The sequence below is a fragment of the Bradyrhizobium sp. Kon56 genome (assembly GCF_055807635.1).
This window is the reverse complement of record NZ_JBVVOU010000001.1, coordinates 620093-638251: the sequence shown is the minus strand read 5'-3', so window position 1 is coordinate 638251 and position 18159 is coordinate 620093. Positions and strand designations below refer to the sequence as shown.

The following is an 18159-nucleotide window of genomic DNA, read 5'->3' as shown; positions in this document are numbered from 1 at the left end:
GCAATCCCTTCATTCCGCGGCCTCGGCGCCGTAGCCACCGCCACCACAGGTCTCGATCGTGACGAGATCGCCTTGCTGCAGCACCAGGTTCGACTTGCCGTCGATCGCGACGTTCGCGCCCTGCCTGATCAGCGAGATGCGGCAGGCCTTGCCGGGTTCGCCGCCTTGCATGCCGAACGGCGCGACCACCATGCGCTCGATGCAGGTGGTCAGATGCATCGACGGTGCCAGGATACGATAGGTACGGATGACGCCGTCCCCGCCGCGATGGACTCCCGTGCCGCCGGAATTCCGACGAATGGCCTGCTGCTCGACTTGGATCGCGTAATTCGCCTCGATCACCTCGATTGGCGTGTTCGAAGTGTTGGACAGATGCACCCGCGTCGCGGAGATGCCGTCCCGATCATGCCGCGCACCCTCGCCACCACCGTGGACCTCGTAGAGCATCTTCCACGAACCGTTTTGCCGCGGCTCGGCGAAGAAGAGGACGCCTGCCGTGGTCGCGATGCGCATCGAGGTCTCGTGATTGCCGGCCGCAACCGAGGCATTCCACCCCGGCTCGAGAATGGAGCCCGGGCGCGTGATGATGGTCAGCGGCCGCAGCGCGCCCGCGTTCTGGTTCATGTCGCGCCCGCTCATGATGCGCGCGGCATAGGCCACCGCAGAGCGCGCCATGAACGGTGTCGTGTTGCAGAAATTCGAGACGCGGTCGCAGCTTCCCGAGAGATCGAAGGTCGCTTCGTCGCCTGCAATGGTGATCTTGACATGAATGCGCGCGGGCGCGTCGTCGACGCCGCCGTCGTCCAGATAATCCTCGCCCTCGTAGACGCCGTCAGGCAGATCGCGGAGCGCCTCGCGCATCTCGATTTCGGAAAGATCGTGCAGGCGCGACTGCGCCGCCGTGAAGACCGCCGTGCCGTGCTCGCGGCAAAGCTCGACGATGCGCTTCTCGCCGGCTTTCGTCGCCGCGATCTGGGCGAGAAGATCGCCCTCGCAGGAGTCGGGATCGCGAACATTGGCCTTGAGCAGATGCACGATCGGCGTATTGAGGCCGGCCGCCGTGGCGATCAGCACCGGCGGAATGCGCATCGCCTCCTGGAAGGTGTCGATGGCTTTCGCAAAATAGCTGCCGGGCCAGGTGCCGCCGATATCGGGCCAATGCGCGAGGCTGACCGCGAACGCCACGATGGCCGTCGATGAAGACCGGCCGCACGACCTTGACGTCATTGAGATGATTGCCGCCGAGCGGGCCGACATTGTAGATCAGTGCGTCGCCGTCGTTCAGGCTGTCGCGCGCCACCACCTTCAGCAATTCGAGAACCGTGTAGGTCATCGCGCCGAGATGGATCGGAATGTCGCGGCCCTGCCCGACCAGGCCGCCGCGGCCGTCCGTGATCGCCGATGACAGGTCGCCGGCTTCACGCAGCAGCGGCGAGCGCGCCGAGCGCGTCATCACCAGGCTCATCTCCTCTGCCGCGGCCGACAGCCCGTGCCTGATGACCTCGACGACGAACGGATCGAGCTTCATGCGGCCCCCCGCGTCAGGAACAGATTGCCTGAAACATCGGGCCGCGCCTGCCAACCGGGCGGGACCACCACGGTCGACCATGCGTCTTCAATGATGGCCGGGCCGCTGACGATTTCGGTCAGCGAGGCTCGATCGATGATGCTGGTGGCGATGTCGTGAACGCCATCGAACGAGCAGATGCGCTCGCCTTTGGAGACCGTTCTGACCGCGATGGCCGGCCGGCTCACGACGGTCGTCGATGGACGGCGCGCCTGCACCCGCACGGACTCGATGACGCAGCTCTCGCCCGTCGCATAGCCGAACAGCTCGTGGTGCCGGGCCAGAAAATCCTTCTTCAGCCTGATGACGTCGAGCGGTCGCGCGAACGGCACCGGAATGGCGTCGTTCTGCGCCGCGTAGCGCATCAAGGCCACCAGCTCGATCTGAATCTCGGTCGCGGCAACCCCGTTGGCGATCAGCGGCGCCGAGGCATCGTCGATCAGCACCCCGATCCGCTCCGACACACGGGCGAGGTCGATGCCGTCAAGAGCCGCGCGCAGGGTTTGCTGCTGGAGGAAGCTGAAATCGGCGGTGAGACAGCCCAGCGCCGAGAACGCGCTCGATGCACTGGGAACGACGACCTCGGCAATCCCGTAGAGATCGGCTAGGCCCGCGGCGTGCATCGGGCCGCCACCGCCAAAGGCGAGCAGCGTGCAGTCGCGCCCGTCGATGCCGCGCTCGACGGTGACGCGGCGGAGGGCGCGCGCCATTGTCGCGTTCGCGACCTTGATGATGCCGAGCGCGGTTTCGGTCAGGCTCAGCCCCAGAGTGCGCGCGATCGGTGCGATGACATCAGTCGCTGCCTTGATATCGATTCCGATCCGGTCGCCGAGTTTGGTTTCGGGATTGAGATAGCCGAGCACGGCGTTGGCATCGGTGATGGTCGGCTCGGTACCGCCGCGGCCGTAGCAGGCCGGTCCAGGCTCGGAGCCGGCGCTTTCCGGTCCGACCGTCAGGCCACCGGAGCCGTTGCGCACGATCGAGCCGCCGCCCGCCCCGATCGAGTGCACCGCGAGCATCGGCTGGCGCAGCGGCTTGTCGCCGAGCATGCGACCGTCGGTCATCTCGGCCTGACCGTCGACGATCAGGCACACGTCGGTCGTGGTGCCGCCCATATCGAACGTCAGCATCCGGGACGTGCCGAGCTGGCGCGCGATGCTGACCGATGCGGAGACGCCGGCCGCGGGGCCCGACATCGCCATCACCAGCGGCCGCCGCTTCACGGCCGAGATCGGCACCATGGCGCCGGCCGAATGAAACACCTGCAGGCCGGGACCGATCGGCAGCCGCTGCTCCAGCTCGCTGAGATATTCCACCGCGATCGGCATGGCGGCCGCGTTGAACACGGTCGCCGAAGTCCGCTCGTATTCGCGCGCCTCGGGATTGACCTCGTGCGACAGCGAGACGTGGGCAACGACGCCCTTGAGCCGCTCACCGAGCATCTTCTCGTGCACCGGATTGGCATAGGCATGCAGCAGCGCGACCGCGACACTCTGAACGCCGGTCGTTTTCAGCCACGCTACCAGGCGCTCGATCTCCGCTTCATCCAGCGCCTTCAGCACCGCTCCCTCGTGATCGAGGCGCTCAGCAAGGCCAAAACATCGTTCGGGTGGCACCAGCGGCGGCGATTTCGGCGGAACGTCGAGACGATAGAGATCGCGGCGGCGATAGCGCGCGATCTCCAGCACGTCGGCAAAGCCTTGGGTCGCCACCAGCGCCACTTTCGGCAGCCGTCCTTCCACGATGGCGTTGGTCACGCGCGTGGTGCCGTGGACGAAGCGCTTGACCTCGCTCTTGCGCAGGCCCACCGCCTCGATCGCCTCCAGCATCGCCTGAACCGGAGCTTGAGGTCGCGACGGCACCTTCGCGATCCGTGCCTCCGCGGGGGAGTGTCGGATCGCGATGATGTCGGTGAAGGTACCGCCGATATCGGTGCCGACTTCCCAGTGGTTTTCGTCAGTGCTCATGTGTGGGTCAGCTGCGGACGACATTCGAACCGGACGCCGGGTGGTTACCGTCCTTCGCGAGGTTCAATCGCAAACCGAGAGCGCTCATCATCATCCCCTGTCATGCCACCGCTTGCGAGCGTGCGACAGAGCGATGGCCTCGGGATAGGGCCAGAGTTGTCGCAATGCACTGGACCAGCCCGCGACCGGCGCGGCGCGGCGAGGCACATTTTAGTGCAGCCCTGCCCGCATGGAGAGCACGTCGGTGTGGATCGTTCGACGCGACATAAGTGCGGCGCACCACGAATTTTCCCGGACGAAACACCACATCCGCTGCAGCGCAATCCACGCGCCCCGCACGCACTGTCTAATTTGCAGGCGATCGACCGGCCCTACGGACCATGCGATTGCTTATGAGCTATGCATGGCAGTCGGCTCAGCCTCTCTTTATTGTACGATCAGTAAGCGGTGGTTTTGCCCGCTCCGGCTCTCAGGCCGCGAAGGACGGACGCAGGCGGTGCCAGCCGATGATGATGCCCGTGATGGAGAAGAGAAAGCCAAGGGAGCAGAGCCCGACGACCAAGCCGTCGCGCAGCAACGGATGCGCGACGAGAACCGGAAAATCCAACGTATGCAGCGCGCCGTAGAACCAGCGATAAGCCCGCCGCGATGAATCCAGCCTTTGCAGCAAATTGCCGTCGGCGCCGTCGATGTCGAACCAGAGGTCACCGCAATACGAGCGGTAGACCGGGGCGCCCGGGACAGTGGACCGCGCGGGATAGTTGTCGTCCTCGGCAAGTACAGACGGACCGCCGCAGCCGGCCGCGAGGCGCGCGGTCAGCCCCTGGACCTCGTGCACATCCAGAGATCCCGTAGGTCCATCGCGGAGCGCATCCCCTGCCTCGATCAAGGTCTGACCGGCAAGGGCGATCCGATCCCGCCGATAGAGATTGCCGTTGAAGGCAAACCATTCGATCTCACGGGCCGACGGCGATACAGGCTGCCGATCGAACGATGGAGCCGTCGTCCAGTTCGGTGAGGCGTTCATCACGCGTGATTCAGCGGAGATCAATTGCCCACGCGAGAACAGCCGCCCGTGATCCATGGAGAGCCAGCCGCTGAAAATCCAGGTCAGCACGAACACCATCGCCGCGAGGCCGATGAGATGATGCAGCGCATGCCAGCCGCGATAGGGCGAGCCGATCAGACCGCTGCGAGGTTTGATCCGCGCAAGCCCGAGCACAGAGCCAAGCAAAGCCGCGATCAGGGCCAGCAGCGACAAGGTCCAGACCACGCGATCCCACAGCGACCAGTTGCTTCGCAGGACCGTTGGATAGATCCAGTGCAGCACACTCCCGACCAGATTCCAGGTCCGCTCGTTGCGCGTCGTATCCAGGACGATCTCGCCGGTGAGCGAGGAGACATAGACTTCCCTCCCCTCGGCATCACCGAGGGCAACCCGAAACAAGGGCCGATGGCGGTCAAAGCCGTTCGGCACGCTCCATTGGTCGTAGTCCGAGCGCGCAACGATCTCGGTTGGTCCGGCATCCAGCCCGCGGCTGCGGGCGTGATCTCGCGCGATGGCCAATGCGACGTCGGAAGACGCGACCGACGCGTCGCCCCCATCGGAGGCGCGGATTGCGCCTGCGCGCGATGGCCCCGAGACGACATAGACCGGGCCGTCGCTGCGCTGGATCAGGCGAACGCGCGTCGCATCCGCGATGCCGCTCGCGGCTACGGCATCGGCGACTGCAATCCTCGTCCCAGCACTCGCCAGCGGCCCGAGCCCGGCGAAGCGTTCCGCTTCCGTCAGAGACGGAAACGGAACGAAGTGCATCACGATTCCCGTCGCGAACCACATCGCGAACAGCAGGCAGAACGCGATCCCGAGCCATCGATGCAGCAGGACGATCGCGCGCATCATCGATCAGCATCCTACCATTTGAATGCGGCCGAGAGTTCATAGGTGCGCGGTGCACCCAAGAGGATCTGGTCGGGATAGAACGGATCGCCCCAGATCGCATAGCGCTTGTCGGCGATGTTGCGCACCCGGAAAGTCAGGCGAGCCTGGTCGACCGCGTTGAACACCGTCTTCGGGATGTCGACGAAGGCATAGACGTCCGCGACAGTGTAGGCCTTCATCGTCACGACATTCGCATCGGTGTTGTAGCGGTCGCCGACGTGACGGCCGGTGACGCCGACTTCCACGGGCCACGGCGTGAAGAACCGATACGACGCTCCGGCATTCGCCACGACGCGCGGCACGTTCGGCGGCGTGTTGCCGGAGAACGAGCCGCCGACAAAATTAAAGTCGGCGTAGCGCGCATCGACATAGGCGATGTTGCCCCAGAGACGCAGGGGATCGATCGGACGCACGGACGCGGCAAGCTCGACGCCCTTCGATTCCTGCCGTCCGGCAAGGTTGAGCTGCATGCCGCCGGCCGCGGCATAGACGTTCTTGCGCAGGATGTCGTAGGCCGAGAACGACCACTCCGCCCGGTTGTCCCAGAACAGGTGCTTGACGCCGGTCTCGTAGGTGCGCGCGGTGGTCAGGTTCAGCGGATCGGTCGGATTGAGCAGGAAGATGTTGTTGGCCGAGATGTCGGCGCCGGTGGCGTATTGGCTGAAAAAGGTCAGGCCCGGTACGGCTTCCCAAGTGTAGCCGATACGGCCCGTGGTCGGGACCCAGGATTGCGAGAACGGGAAGTTCGCCTTCTCCAGACCGAACTTGTCGGTCGAATTGCGGTCGAGCCCGATATGCTCGACGCGCAGGCCGCCGACCAGCGCAAAGGTCCGTGTTAACTTCAACCGGTCCTCGAACGACAGCGCCTCATTGTCGATGCGCGCGATCTGCTGCTGGATGGTGAGCAGGCCGTAGTAGCCGCGAGGCGGATCGACCAGCGGAACGGAATCGCCGGGGAAATTTGCGGCCCCCGGCCTCACGAAATCAAGGTAGCTTGAGGAAAGCGTCGTGACCAAACGGTTGTCAAAGCCGGCGATATTCGCATCCCAGATCAAATCGGTGACGTTGCCGACCAAGCGTTGGCTGTGCGCGACATAGAAGCGCTCACGATCGACCATGTTGGTCCCGGAATTGAACGCCTCGATCTCATTGTTGAACCATGTGCGCTCAGCTCCGTAAGCATAGGCTTGACTTTTCAGCGTCAGGTCGGGCGCCAGATTCAGCTCGAAACCGCCGCGCAGCCACACCTCCTTCGCCACGTTCCTGTTGTCGAGGACGTTGTAGTTGGTATTGAAGGTGCGGTCGTCGATCGTGACCGCACCGAGATCGGTTTTGTTGTAGTTCGAGACGTAATTGCCGGAAACGATCCCCGTCGTCGCATGCGAGCCGCTGAAGGCAATCGGCACCAGCGGCGCACCCCAATAGGCTTTCGAGCGATCTTCGCGATACTCGATCGCGCCCCAGACCTTGAGGCTGTCGGAGATGCGGTAGTTGAGCTGGCCGGAGACATCGAGCGTCTTGGTGTTGGTGTCGTCGGCAAAGCCGTTGAGCGAGGAACGGCTGACGTCGAAGCGGTAGTCCAGCCCCTGCACATTGGTGCTGCCGCCCGAGCCGTAATGCGCCCGGAACGAGTTCAGCGAGTCCCAGGAGAAATCCGCCTCGTTCCGGATCGGACCGGTGTGCGGCTGCTTGGTGACGAAGTTGATCGCGCCGCCGGCGGCGCCCTCGCCTGACATCAGTGATGCCGGACCCTTGAGGAATTCGACAGCCTCCAGATTGGCCGTGTCCACGATCCGCGAGGTCATGTTCTGCGGACCGATCTTGATGCCGTTATAGAGCGTGTTGATCTGGCTGTTGGTGAAGCCGCGCATGGAGAAAGCCGAAGGCTCGGCCGGATTGTCGCCGGCTGTGACGCCCACCGCTCCCTGCGCGACGTCGGACACGGTGCGGTAGCCCTGCTCGCGCATGGTTGCGGCCGAGATCACCTCCACGGTCGCGGGCGTTTCTCGCACGGTCAGGCCGAGGCGCGAAGCGCTTTCGGCGACGGCATTGGTGTTGAGCGGCGTCTGTGCCGCCGTGGTCGGCACGACGGGCTTGGGCACTGCGGATGCAGTCTCCGGCCGGCGCGCTGCTGCGCGGCGTGAGCGCTGCGCGTCCCGTCCGGCCGGCTTGGCCTGCCTGCGGGATTGTGGCGCCGACACCTCGACGGGCGGCAATGGCTCGCGGGCCTGCTGCGCCAAGGCCGCTGGCATGTCGATGGCGACGAAAGATGTGAGAGCGGCGGATGCCAGTAGGAAACGGCGTGGTCGTACGATACGAAGGGAATACACGGTCTTGGACCTCGGAGCGACGTCAGTGGCACGTCACCGCGAACCAGGGTCCCATCGTCCGGCTCCCAGCCTTCCGATGAAGCCGAATGTCTGTACTCCCCGACCGACATCTTCGCGTGTGACCACGGCTGACGGCAGGTCTCCTGGCTCGCGGGTCAGTACCTTGCATCGCCTTCCCGGGACCGAGATACCCAGTGGCTCGTGACGCAAGATTCGCCGCTTACAGTTGCGGGGGCAGCCACGGCATTGGGGACAAACTCCCCGCACCGCATTCCCTTTTCATCCCCTCTCGGGGAAACCGTCGCGAGCATCTAGGATTACGATCCAGACAGAGTCAATGTGCCAGTTGCGGCGCTATTGCCACAACGACCAGTTTCCTTGGAGATAAGCATGGGAGGCGAGACCTTCCTCTGGCTGATACGGCACGCGCCCGTCGATGGCGTCGCGGGGACGATCCATGCGGCCGACGCACCGGCCGATCTCGGCGCTCGGGCGCAGCTGGAGGCACTGCGGCAGCGCCTGCCGCGGGACGCCGCGAGCTATGCGAGCCCGTCGCGGCGCACCGTCGAAACGGCCCGCGCGCTGGGGCTCGAGCCGCTGCAGCTGGACGAATTCAGCGAGCAAGACTTTGGCGACTGGACCGGCCGTCGGCATGACGAACTCGCCGCGACCGGTGGCGAGGCCTATGCACGGTTCTGGAGCGATCCGGCGCGCGGACGGCCGTCCGGCGGCGAAAGCTTTGAGGAACAGGTCGCGCGGGTCCGCCTGGGTTTGTCGAAGATCGGCACCGGGGCCGCAACGCTCGTCGTGCATTCCGGCACGATCCGGGCGGCGCTGTGCATCGCGCTCGACCTGACGCCACAAGCGGCCCTGCGCTTCATGATCGATCCGCTGTCGCTGACCAGGATTGACCGGCTCGCGACCGGCTGGCGCGTCGTCTCCGTCAATCAGCGGACGATTTGATCAGGCCGGACGATCAGGCACATTGGCCTGCGCAAAGGTCGCCATGCCGTTGTGGAGCGCGCAGGCCGACCGCACAAGCGGCAGCGCGATGGCCGCGCCCGACCCTTCGCCGAGCCTGAGATCCAGGCTGATCAGCGGCTGCACGTTCAGCGCGCGGAGCACCAGCCGATGCCCCTGCTCCGCCGACTGGTGCGAGGCCAGCAGGAACAGCTGGCACGAAGGGTTGAGCCGCACCGCCGCCAGCGCCGCGACCGACACGATGAAGCCGTCGATCAACACGGGGATGCGGTGCTGTGCAGCCGCGATAACGGCACCGCAGATGGCGGCGATCTCGAGACCGCCGACGGCGCACAGGATCTTTTCGGGCGCAGCGCCCACAATGTCATGGCGTGCGATTGCAGCGTCGATCACCCCCGCCTTGTGCGCACGGCCGGCCGCGTCGATGCCGGTACCGCTGCCCGCGATCTCCGCGGCGCTCACGCCGAGCAAGCCGGCCGCGATCGCCGCCGATGTCGTGGTGTTGCCGATGCCCATCTCGCCGAAGATCAGAAGATCGGGCTGCCCGGCCTGTGCGCGCGTCACCGCACGTCGGCCGGCTTCGAACGCAAATGCCAGCTCCGTGGGGGTGAGCGCAGCTTCGACGCTGAAATCGCGCGTACCGCTGCGCGGCTTGTCGGTCACGATTCCAGCCATCTCCTCCTGCGCCAGCGTGCCGGCGTCGACGACCTCCAGGCTGGAGCCCAGCTCACGCGCCAGCACCGAGATTGCGGCACCGCCGGAGGCGAAGTTCGCCAGCATCGCGATCGTCACTTCCTGCGGATAGGCCGAGACGCCCTGCGCGACGATGCCGTGATCGCCGGCGAAGATGATGATCGGCACCCGCGCCGCGCGCGGCTGCTCGGTTGCTTGCAGGCCCGCAAGCTCGATCGCGAGCTGCTCGAGCCGGCCGAGCGCGCCGGTCGGTTTCGTCAGTTGCGCCTGCCGCGCCACCGCCGCCTCGCGGTGGACTGCGGAGATGTCGGGGCATTGTTGGGTGACCCATTCGGGGAGCATGCTGCCTCGCTTGCCTCACAGCCTGCGCTTGAGGATGTAACTGTCCATGATCCAGCCGTGCCGTTCGCGCGCCTCTTGCCGCACGGCGACGATGCGCGGGCCGATCTCGGCCAGCGCGCCGGACATGACGATCTGATCGGGCATGCCGAGATAGGCCCCCCACCAGATGTGCAGGCCCGCCGGATCAAGCGACTCGAATGCCGTGCCGCCGTCGAGCATCACCACCACGGTATCGACACCTTGCGGCCAGCCGCCATCGCGCAAGCGGCGTCCGGTCGAAACTAGAAAGGGCTCGCCGATGTCGTTGAGCGGCAACGCATGCGCCGCACACAGCGTCTGGATCGAGGTGATGCCGGGCACGACTTCGATTGTCGGCAAGGGATCGAGCCGCCGCGCGATACGCAGCGAGGAATCGTAAAGCGAGGGATCGCCCCAGATCAACAGCGCGACCTTGCCCTCTCCTTCGAGATGATCCCCGATCGTCTGCGACCAGACGGCGGCCACGGCATCATGCCAATCGTCCACGCCCTTGCGATAGTCCGCTTCAGCGGCGTCCCGCACGGGCAGATCGAACTCGGCAATGCGGGTCGTGTCGCTGGTGAGCACATCGGCGCAGATCGTCCGCCTGAGATCGGCGAGGTCGGACTTGGCCGTCCCCTTGCGGGGGATCAGGACGAGATCGGCCGCGTTGATGGCAGTAATCGCGGCACGCGTGAGCTGCTCGGGATCGCCGCAACCGATGCCTATCAGAGAGAGCGTGAGCATCGTGGCTGCGAAGGGCGGCCATCATGGCCGCCCGTTCGCTTGTCTCTAGGCCGCGTTGTGCAAACGCGGCGTGACGAGGCCGGGCGCGGTGACGCCGCGCAGCGACTTTGCCAGCGCCAGCACGCCGAGATCGGCGAGCGGCTCAATCACGATGACCAGCGCATAGGACGCCGCGAAGGTCGCGATGTTGGCGAGGTTGGTCGCGCCGAAGCCGGAGCCATAAATCGCCCAGAACGCCACCCAGGCGATGACGCCCGCCTGATAGGTCGTCGAAAGCGCCAGCGCCTGGCGGTACTTCAGATCGACATAGGCCGTGTTGCTTGAAATGATCCGCGTGGCGATCGCCTGGATTCCGAACAGCGGCACCAATAGCGTGGTGACGTTCATGCCATATTGCGGCAGGTCGGGCGGCTCGAAGAAGATGCCCTGGAACAGCAGGCCAAACGCGAGGCCGAAGGCCGCAGGCGCCGCGCCAAACAGCAGGAACAAGGTCGAGCCGAGGATGAAGTGCACTTCGGAGACGCCGACCGGGAAGTGCGGCAGGATCTCGAAGAAGATAAACACAAGTCCCGTGGTGGCGAGCGTCCGCGCCGCGAACGACGTGATGCCCTGCTCGCGCACGGTCTCAACCGCGAGCTTCAGGGCAACACCGCCGACAGCGATGCCGGTTGCGTAACTCAATACGAGCTTGGCGTCCGAGACTAGTCCGGGTTCGATATGCATGGCTCAGATCCTTCTTGCCGTCACACCCGACGGCCTTGGCCTCAAAACGTGCACGGCCGGTCTCCTGGCTCGCGGTTCACTGGGAGTCTCCGGCCTTCCCGGGCCTCGCGGCCCAGTGGCTGATCGAAGTCCCTCACCGCTTACAGTCGCGGGGGCGGCTGGGGTTTTGGGCGCCGCAACTGGGTCCGCCCATCCCCATTCCCGATTATGCTCCGGCGCTTTGAGCCGCGTCGAGCACCATGCGTCTCCTGTGTGCCTCTTTCGCCGGCCGGGCGTCAAGGGGCGAAGGGCGGTCGAGAGCGTCATGACGGATAATCCCCCGCCAGCGCGCCGAACAGGATGACGGCCGCCGTGGAGGCCGCCCCGCCCCGCGCAAGCTGCTCGGCAAGTTCCGAAATGGTGGTGCGGACCAGCCGCTCATCGGGACGGCCGAGCGATTCGGCAAACAACGCCGGCGTGGTTGGGGCGAGCCCGTGCTCGATCAATTTGACGACCAACGCCGGAAACGTCCGCCGGCCCATATAGACCACGGTCGTCGCCTCCGGATCGGCCAGCGCCGCCCAATTGAGATCTGGCGGCAGCTCGCCGGTGACGTCCGCCCCGGTCACGAACTGCACGCGGCGCGAGGTGTGACGCCGGGTCAGCGGAATGCCGGCTTGCGCGGCGGCGACACAGGCCGAGGTGACGCCGGGAATGATCTCGTAGCCGATGCCCGCTTCACGCAGCGTCTCGAGCTCCTCCTCGAGCCGGCCAAAGATGCCGGCATCGCCCGACTTCAACCGGACCACGCGCGCGCCTGTCACGGCATAGTCGACCAGCAGGCGGTTGACATGGTGCTGCTTGGTCGAGGCCCGCCCTGCCCGCTTTCCCACCGCGACGAGATTGGTGCCGGGCCGGGCCAGATCGAGGATCGCGCCTGAAGCAAGATCGTCATAGAGCACAACGTCGGCCTCGCGCAGCCGCGCTGCACCCTTGAGCGTGAGCAGCTCGGGATCGCCGGGCCCGGCGGAGACGAAGGAGACAAAACCGCTCACCGGTCCTCCGCAATCAGGTGGAAGAACGTGCCGGTGGCTTGTCCCCGCCGCGAGCCGGTCTCGGCAATGACCGCACCTGTCGCGTCGTGCACGACCGCCAGTGGCGTGTCGGGCTGCGCGAGGATCGTCGAATAGTGGAATTCGTGGCCACGCAGGCGTGCACCCGCCTGATGACCCGGCATCGGCGCGGCGAGCTCGGCCAGACGATAGCCCAGATGCATGCGGCGCTTGGCAAAACTCGTCTCCAGGCCGAGCAGGCCCGTCATCTCGTGGCGGATGCCGTCGGCGTCGGTCAAAGCGCTGCCCAGCACCATATAGCCCCCGCATTCGCCGTGCACCGGGCGCGTCTCGGCGAAGGCGCGCAATCCGCCGCGGAAGCGCGCATTGGCCGCGATCTTGCCGGCGTGAAGCTCGGGATAGCCGCCAGGCAGCCAGCACACATCGGCGACCGGATCAGGGGCTTCATCGGCGAGCGGCGAGAATGTCGAGATCTCCGCACCCGCCGCGCGCCACGCTTCCAGCATGTGCGGATAGACGAAGGAGAACGCGGCATCACGGGCAAGCGCAATGCGCTGGCCGGGCGGCGTCACGTTGACGCCGCTTGCGGCAGGTTGCGGCGACCAGGTGGCCGCCGAACGCAGCACCGCGTCGAGGTCGACATGCTCGGCAACGAAGCGCGCGGCCTCGTCGATCAGCTTGCCGATTTCCGCCTGCTCCTCGGCCTGCACCAGTCCGAGATGCCGCTTCGGCAGGCTGATCTCGGCATGGCGCGGCAGCGCGCCGAATACGGCGATGCCGGCATCCAGCAGCGCGCGCCGCACGAGGGCTTCGTGGCGCGGGCTGGCAACGCGATTGAGCACGACGCCTGCAAGGCGCACACCGGGGCGGTAGTCGCGAAGGCCCGCCGCGATCGCGGCCGCCGTTTGTGCCTGTCCTGAGGGATCGATCACCAGCAGCACCGGCCAGTCCAGCATCTCCGCGATGTCGGCGGTCGCCCCGGTGCCGCAGACGCCACGCGCGGCGACGCCGTCGAACAGACCCATCGAGCCTTCGGCCAGCACGACATCGGCGTCAATGCCGCGACTGACGAGATGCGAGATTGTCCCGCGATCCATCGCCCAACTGTCGACATTGACCGAGGCGCGTCCCGTCGCGGCGGCATGAAACGCGGGATCGATGTAATCGGGGCCGCTCTTGAAGCACTGCACCCGCAATCCGCTGTTGCGCCAGGCGCGGGCAAGCGCCAGCGTCAGTGTGGTCTTGCCGACGCCGGAGGCCGGCGCGGAGATAACGAGCCCTGCCGCCATCACGACACCTCCGGAAAGCGCGGCTCGGCGCCGACCGGCCGATAGCGGCGGTCATAGTCGGCAGCATAGAGACGGCTCTCGGAAAAATCCGCCGAGTCCAGCGTCTTGCCGACCAGGATCAACGCGGTGCGCTCCATCTCGCCCCCGACAGCAGCGTCGAGTGTTGCGAGCGTGGCGCGGATGATGCGCTGCTCGGGCCAGCTCGCACGCCAGACGATCGCGACCGGGCAATCCGCGCCATAATGCGGCGTCAGCTCAGCGACGACCTTGTCGAGCAGATGAATCGACAGATGGATGGCGAGCACCGCGCCGGTGGCGGCGAAGGCGGCAAGCTTCTCGCCTTCGGGCATCGCGCTGGCGCGGCCCGGCGTGCGCGTCAGCACCACGGTCTGGGCAAGGCCGGGCAGCGTTAGCTCGGCCTCCAGCGCAGCCGCGGCGGCCGAGAAAGAGGGAACGCCGGGCGTGACCGTGTAGGGAATGTCGAGCGTGCGCAGGCGGCGGAGCTGTTCGCCCATCGCCGACCAGATCGAGAGATCACCGGAATGCAGCCGCGCAACGTCCTTGCCATCGGCATGGGCGGCGGCGATCTCCGCGACGATCTCATCGAGCGACAGCGGCGCGGTGTTGACGATCCGCGCCCCGGGCGGGCAATGCGCCAAGACGCCCTCGGGCACAAGTGAGCCAGCATAGAGGCAGACCGGACAGGCGGCGATGAGATCGCGGCCGCGCAACGTCAGCAAGTCAGGAGCGCCTGGCCCTGCCCCGATGAAATGCACCGTCATGCGCCGTCTCCTTCCGCGATCGCCGCGGTCGCGGTGCGATCCTGCGAGACCACCCGCGTCGCAATCAATCGCGCGCGAGGTCCGGCCGCTGCGAGCGCCGCCGCCTCGGCAACCGATCCCGTCCCGAACTTTTCCACGACGAGCTTTGACTGCGTCGGCGTGTCGATGCCAACAAGCATTTCGGCGGCAACCGCCTTGATCGGCAAGCCGCATTCGCGCGCGAGCTGCTTCAACACCTCCTCGTCGGCCTTATCGCTGACCGTCGCCACTGCTGCGAGGCCTTCGGGACCACCGGCCGCCAGAAGCGCCTCACGCAGCGAGGCCAGCGTGACGTCCCGCTTGAATCCGAGCCCGGCGACCTTCATCGGACCGCGCTCCATTGCACCACGGGCCGCACGGCCTCCCAGGACCGGTAGCGGCCGAGCGAAGCGGCATGCGCAATCTCGACCCGCATCAATTCGCCGCCCTGGCGCTGGTGCAGCTCACCGAGCAACGCTTCCGTCTCCAACGTTACTGAATGCGCGACCAGCCGCGTACCGGGCGAGAGCCGCGGCCAGATGGCGTCGAACATCGCGATGTCGAGACCGCCGCCGATGAACACGGCGTCAGGCCCGTCCAGCGTAGCAAGGGTTTCAGGCGCTTTTCCCGCGATGACTGTGATCCGATGTGCCAACCCGAACGCCGTCGCATTGCTGCGAATGTTCGCTGCGCGATCCTCGCGCGCCTCGACGGCGATCGCGGTGCCCCCGCACAGCGTCCACTCGACCGAGATCGAGCCCGAGCCCGCACCGATGTCCCATAGCCGTTCACCGGGACGCGGCGCCAGCGCCGAAAGCGCGAGCGCACGGACCGGACGCTTGGTGATCTGGCCGTCATGGACGAAGAGTTCGTCCGATAGTCCCGAGCTGTGGGGGATGCCCTGCGCGCCCGCCGCCTCAACGGCTACCGCGACCAGATTTCCGGCAAGATCGCCTGCGAAGCTGTCGGCGCGATGCGCGTTGATCCTTTCGCGCGGCCCGCCAAGCGCAGCGAGTGTCCAGAATGCCGAGGCACCCCATCCGCGCGCCGTCAGCCATTTCGCGAGATCGCCTGCCGCCTTTGCGTCGCGCACGAGACAAATGATGCGTGCCCCTCGCGCCAGGTGTGGCACGAGACGCTCGAATGGCGCGGCGTGGAGACCGAGACAGGCAACGGATTCCAGACGCCAGCCAAGCCGCGCAGCAACGAGCGAGAATGTCGAGGGAGCCGCATACGCGATCCATTCGTCGCCATGGAGCTTCTCGGCGAGGCTCGCGCCGGCCCCGTGCCAGAACGGATCGCCGGAGGCGAGCACCGCCGTCGGGCGACCACGGCAGCTCAACACGATTTCTGCATCGAACGGCACCGGCCATGGACGGCCGCGCCCGGTTATGCCGGCGAGTGCAAGATGCCGTTCACCGCCAAAGACAGTTTCGGCATCATCGAGCGCCTTTCGGCTTGCCTCGGACAGCCCGGCAAGGCCATCTTCGCCGATACCGATGATGGTCAGCCAGGGATCAGCCATGACGCGCGCCCTCATTCTGGGCGGAACGGCCGACGCGAGCCTGCTCGCGGCGGAGATCGCGCGCGCCGGCGTCGATGCCGTGTATTCCTATGGCGGCCGCACCCGCGCGCCCGCCGGTCAGCCGTTGCCGACGCGGATCGGCGGTTTTGGCGGCGCAAGCGGACTTGTCGATTACATTGGTCGGGAACACATCACGCATGTAATCGACGCGACGCATCCCTTTGCCGCCGAGATGAGCCGCAATGCGGTCGCGGCATGTGCGGAAACCGGCACGCCGCTGATCGCTCTCGAGCGAGCGCCGTGGACCAAAGCGCCCGGCGACAACTGGATCGAAATACCTGATGTCGACGCCGCGGTCACCGCACTGCCTGAAGTGCCGGCAAATGTGTTCCTCGCCATCGGCCGCCAGCACATCGCGCCGTTCGCGACCAAGCCGCAGCACGCCTACACGCTGAGATTCGTCGATCCGCCCGATGCGCCGCTGCCCTTCGCCGCGGACGTCATCGTGTCGCGTGGGCCGTTTACGCTTGAGGGCGAACTGGAGATGCTGCGCGCGCGAGGCATCACCCGGATCGTCGCCCGCAATTCCGGCGGCGACGGCGCGCGCGCCAAGATCGACGCCGCCCGCAGGCTCGGCCTGCCCGTGATCATGATCTCGCGGCCGCAACTGCCGGAACGCTTGCGGGTCGAGAGCGTGGCCGAGATCATGCAGTGGCTCGGTCATCGGGCCTGCCTCGGCGCATAGACCCAGCGGCCGACGCGGCGTGTCTGCGAGTTGCCGACGATCACCAGCGTGCGCATGTCGGCCATCTCGGGCCGGGCTTCGTTCAGCCTGACGGTCTCGATCTTTTCGTCGGCGGCGCTGATCGCGCGCGCGAAAATCACAAGACGGTCGCCACAGCCGGCCTCGTTCAGCACCGCGAGCGCACGGCCAAATCCTTCCGGCCGGCTCGCCGAGCGCGGATTGTACATCGCGATGGCAAAATCGGCTTCCGCGGCGAGCCGCAGGCGCTTCTCGATCACCGCCCACGGCTTGAGATTATCGGAGAGATTGATCGCGCAGAAATCATGGCCGAGCGGTGCGCCGGCGCGCGCGGCAGCCGCCAGCATCGCAGTGACGCCGGGCAGCACGCGGATCGGCAGCTCCTGCCATTGCGGCGCCTGTTCGAGCGCCTCGAACACGGCGGACGCCATCGCGAAGACGCCGGGGTCGCCGGAGGACACGATGACGACTTGGCCGCCTTCGGCCGCGAGCCGCAGCGCCTCGCTCGCGCGCTGCAGCTCTTCGCGATTGTCGGAAGGATGCAAAGTGAGCCCTGCCCGCGCTGGCACGCGCGCGACATAGGGCGCGTAGCCCAGAATGTCGGTCGCGGCGGCAAGCGCGGCGGAGACCTCGGGCGTCACCAGCGCAGCGCTGCCCGGGCCGAGGCCAGCGATGGTCAGCGTGCCCGTCATTCGGCGGCGTCCGGATGCCGGCCCTTGCCGTGCACGAGCACGATCGCAAAATAGGGGCAGTCGGCGGCGTCGATCTCCGCAAGCCGCACCACGCGCTCGCCCGGCATGGTGCCGCGCTCGACCAGCCACGCATCGTCCAGCCGTCCGGCGGCAGCGAGCGCGCGGCGCACTTTCGCGAGATTGCGCCCAGTCTTCATGATCACGAGCGCATCGGAATCGCGCATGCGGCGTTCGAGCTCGTCCTCGGCGAGCGTGCCCATGAGCACCGTCGTCACGTCGTCGCCGAGCGCAATCGGCTGTCCCACGCCATTCCAGCAGCCGACCATGCCGGGAATGCCGGCGATCACCTCGATCTCGACGCGGCCCTGCAGGCGCATGTGCAGATGCATGAAGGAGCCGTAGAAGTAAGGATCGCCCTCGCAGAGCACGACGACGTCGACCGCGCGCGCCAGCCGCGCCAGTCGCTCCGCCCATTCGTCGTAGAAGCCGGCAAGCAACTGGACATATTCAGGCGTGTCGAAGGCGATCTCGGTCGTAACAGGATATTCCATCGGATATTCGGTGACGTCGGCAGCCAGCATGCCCTCGACGATGCGGCGCGCCTGGCCGGGCCGGCCCTTTTTGCGGAAATAGGCGACATGCCTCGCGCCGCGCACCGTGCGATCGGCGCGCACGCTCATCATATCAGGGTCACCGGGGCCGAGACCGCAGCAGATGATGCGTCCCAT

15 protein-coding genes, 1 pseudogene and 2 riboswitches are annotated in these 18159 nt (G+C 66.5%); of the genes and pseudogenes, 2 read left to right on the top strand and 14 right to left on the bottom strand.

The features are described 5' to 3' along the window. Window positions 1-9 precede the first annotated feature (9 nt). From AC0L3B_RS02875 to AC0L3B_RS02860, 4 genes and pseudogenes are all read right to left on the bottom strand, one after another. Window positions 10-1528: pseudogene (locus tag AC0L3B_RS02875) on the bottom strand (hydantoinase B/oxoprolinase family protein). Beyond that, a complete protein-coding gene (locus AC0L3B_RS02870) occupies window positions 1525-3534 on the bottom strand; it encodes a hydantoinase/oxoprolinase family protein (RefSeq protein ID WP_473379969.1) in 2010 nt (669 codons plus the stop codon). The pseudogene AC0L3B_RS02875 and the gene AC0L3B_RS02870 overlap by 4 nt, the downstream one beginning before the upstream one ends. Window positions 3535-4003: 469 nt before the next feature. Further along, entirely contained in the window at window positions 4004-5437 is a 1434-nt protein-coding gene (locus AC0L3B_RS02865) for a PepSY domain-containing protein (protein ID WP_473379968.1), read from the bottom strand. A gap of 11 nt (window positions 5438-5448) precedes the next feature. Further along, complete coding sequence (locus tag AC0L3B_RS02860; protein ID WP_473379967.1) at window positions 5449-7806, bottom strand: TonB-dependent receptor; 2358 nt, start codon at window positions 7804-7806, stop codon at window positions 5449-5451. A gap of 116 nt (window positions 7807-7922) precedes the next feature. Then, window positions 7923-8124: riboswitch (cobalamin riboswitch) on the bottom strand. A 72-nt stretch (window positions 8125-8196) separates the two neighbouring features. On the opposite strand from AC0L3B_RS02860, the gene AC0L3B_RS02855 reads away from it, so the two are divergent. After that, window positions 8197-8769 carry a histidine phosphatase family protein gene (locus AC0L3B_RS02855; RefSeq protein ID WP_456652396.1) on the top strand — a complete coding sequence of 191 codons (573 nt, stop codon included), beginning with the start codon at window positions 8197-8199 and terminating at the stop codon, window positions 8767-8769. On the opposite strand, the gene cobT is transcribed toward AC0L3B_RS02855, so the two are convergent. The 8 genes from cobT to AC0L3B_RS02815 form a co-directional block, all read right to left on the bottom strand. After that, a complete protein-coding gene (cobT, locus tag AC0L3B_RS02850) occupies window positions 8770-9822 on the bottom strand; it encodes a nicotinate-nucleotide--dimethylbenzimidazole phosphoribosyltransferase (RefSeq protein ID WP_247404362.1) in 1053 nt (350 codons plus the stop codon). It abuts the gene before it with no gap. Between the two features lie 15 nt (window positions 9823-9837). Beyond that, on the bottom strand, window positions 9838-10587 hold the full coding sequence (cobF, locus tag AC0L3B_RS02845; RefSeq protein WP_247404365.1) for a precorrin-6A synthase (deacetylating): 750 nt from the start codon (window positions 10585-10587) through the stop codon (window positions 9838-9840). Between the two features lie 45 nt (window positions 10588-10632). Continuing rightward, on the bottom strand, window positions 10633-11310 hold the full coding sequence (locus AC0L3B_RS02840) for an energy-coupling factor ABC transporter permease (RefSeq protein WP_085395464.1): 678 nt from the start codon (window positions 11308-11310) through the stop codon (window positions 10633-10635). 37 nt (window positions 11311-11347) lie between these two features. Beyond that, window positions 11348-11567, bottom strand: a riboswitch (cobalamin riboswitch). Window positions 11568-11612: 45 nt separating this feature from the next. Then, a complete protein-coding gene (gene cobA / locus AC0L3B_RS02835) occupies window positions 11613-12344 on the bottom strand; it encodes a uroporphyrinogen-III C-methyltransferase (protein ID WP_247474371.1) in 732 nt (243 codons plus the stop codon). Continuing rightward, entirely contained in the window at window positions 12341-13651 is a 1311-nt protein-coding gene (locus tag AC0L3B_RS02830) for a cobyrinate a,c-diamide synthase (RefSeq protein ID WP_473379966.1), read from the bottom strand. Before AC0L3B_RS02830 ends, cobA begins: the two co-directional genes overlap by 4 nt. Continuing rightward, window positions 13651-14433 (bottom strand): precorrin-4 C(11)-methyltransferase, encoded by a 783-nt coding sequence (gene cobM / locus AC0L3B_RS02825; RefSeq protein ID WP_085352374.1) that lies wholly within the window; start codon window positions 14431-14433, stop codon window positions 13651-13653. Before cobM ends, AC0L3B_RS02830 begins: the two co-directional genes overlap by 1 nt. Beyond that, window positions 14430-14798: a cobalamin biosynthesis protein gene (locus tag AC0L3B_RS02820; protein ID WP_018458667.1), complete on the bottom strand. Its 369-nt coding sequence runs from the start codon at window positions 14796-14798 to the stop codon at window positions 14430-14432. Before AC0L3B_RS02820 ends, cobM begins: the two co-directional genes overlap by 4 nt. Next, window positions 14795-15976, bottom strand: a complete 1182-nt coding sequence (locus AC0L3B_RS02815; RefSeq protein ID WP_018458666.1) for a bifunctional cobalt-precorrin-7 (C(5))-methyltransferase/cobalt-precorrin-6B (C(15))-methyltransferase — start codon at window positions 15974-15976, stop codon at window positions 14795-14797. The genes AC0L3B_RS02820 and AC0L3B_RS02815 overlap by 4 nt, the downstream gene beginning before the upstream one ends. On the opposite strand from AC0L3B_RS02815, the gene AC0L3B_RS02810 reads away from it, so the two are divergent. Beyond that, window positions 15975-16721 carry a cobalt-precorrin-6A reductase gene (locus AC0L3B_RS02810; RefSeq protein WP_018458665.1) on the top strand — a complete coding sequence of 249 codons (747 nt, stop codon included), beginning with the start codon at window positions 15975-15977 and terminating at the stop codon, window positions 16719-16721. The two genes, AC0L3B_RS02815 and AC0L3B_RS02810, sit on opposite strands and share 2 nt — an antisense overlap. Here AC0L3B_RS02810 and cobJ read toward each other — a convergent pair. Then, on the bottom strand, window positions 16697-17431 hold the full coding sequence (gene cobJ / locus AC0L3B_RS02805) for a precorrin-3B C(17)-methyltransferase (protein WP_018458664.1): 735 nt from the start codon (window positions 17429-17431) through the stop codon (window positions 16697-16699). The two genes, AC0L3B_RS02810 and cobJ, sit on opposite strands and share 25 nt — an antisense overlap. After that, window positions 17428-18159, bottom strand: coding sequence for a precorrin-2 C(20)-methyltransferase (locus tag AC0L3B_RS02800; RefSeq protein WP_026233633.1), 732 nt, complete (start codon window positions 18157-18159; stop codon window positions 17428-17430). Before AC0L3B_RS02800 ends, cobJ begins: the two co-directional genes overlap by 4 nt.

Bases quoted from the DNA above. Each gene is read 5' to 3' on its own strand.
- AC0L3B_RS02870 (WP_473379969.1), bottom strand. From the start codon at position 3,534: ATGAGCACTGACGAAAACCACTGGGAAGTCGGCACCGATATCGGCGGT.
- cobJ (WP_018458664.1), bottom strand. From the start codon at position 17,431: ATGACGGGCACGCTGACCATCGCTGGCCTCGGCCCGGGCAGCGCTGCG.
- AC0L3B_RS02820 (WP_018458667.1), bottom strand. From the start codon at position 14,798: ATGAAGGTCGCCGGGCTCGGATTCAAGCGGGACGTCACGCTGGCCTCG.
- AC0L3B_RS02815 (WP_018458666.1), bottom strand. From the start codon at position 15,976: ATGGCTGATCCCTGGCTGACCATCATCGGTATCGGCGAAGATGGCCTT.
- AC0L3B_RS02830 (WP_473379966.1), bottom strand. From the start codon at position 13,651: ATGGCGGCAGGGCTCGTTATCTCCGCGCCGGCCTCCGGCGTCGGCAAG.
- AC0L3B_RS02810 (WP_018458665.1), top strand. From the start codon at position 15,975: ATGACGCGCGCCCTCATTCTGGGCGGAACGGCCGACGCGAGCCTGCTC.
- cobM (WP_085352374.1), bottom strand. From the start codon at position 14,433: ATGACGGTGCATTTCATCGGGGCAGGGCCAGGCGCTCCTGACTTGCTG.
- AC0L3B_RS02800 (WP_026233633.1), bottom strand. From the start codon at position 18,159: ATGGGACGCATCATCTGCTGCGGTCTCGGCCCCGGTGACCCTGATATG.
- cobT (WP_247404362.1), bottom strand. From the start codon at position 9,822: ATGCTCCCCGAATGGGTCACCCAACAATGCCCCGACATCTCCGCAGTC.
- AC0L3B_RS02855 (WP_456652396.1), top strand. From the start codon at position 8,197: ATGGGAGGCGAGACCTTCCTCTGGCTGATACGGCACGCGCCCGTCGAT.
- AC0L3B_RS02840 (WP_085395464.1), bottom strand. From the start codon at position 11,310: ATGCATATCGAACCCGGACTAGTCTCGGACGCCAAGCTCGTATTGAGT.
- cobF (WP_247404365.1), bottom strand. From the start codon at position 10,587: ATGCTCACGCTCTCTCTGATAGGCATCGGTTGCGGCGATCCCGAGCAG.
- AC0L3B_RS02865 (WP_473379968.1), bottom strand. From the start codon at position 5,437: ATGATGCGCGCGATCGTCCTGCTGCATCGATGGCTCGGGATCGCGTTC.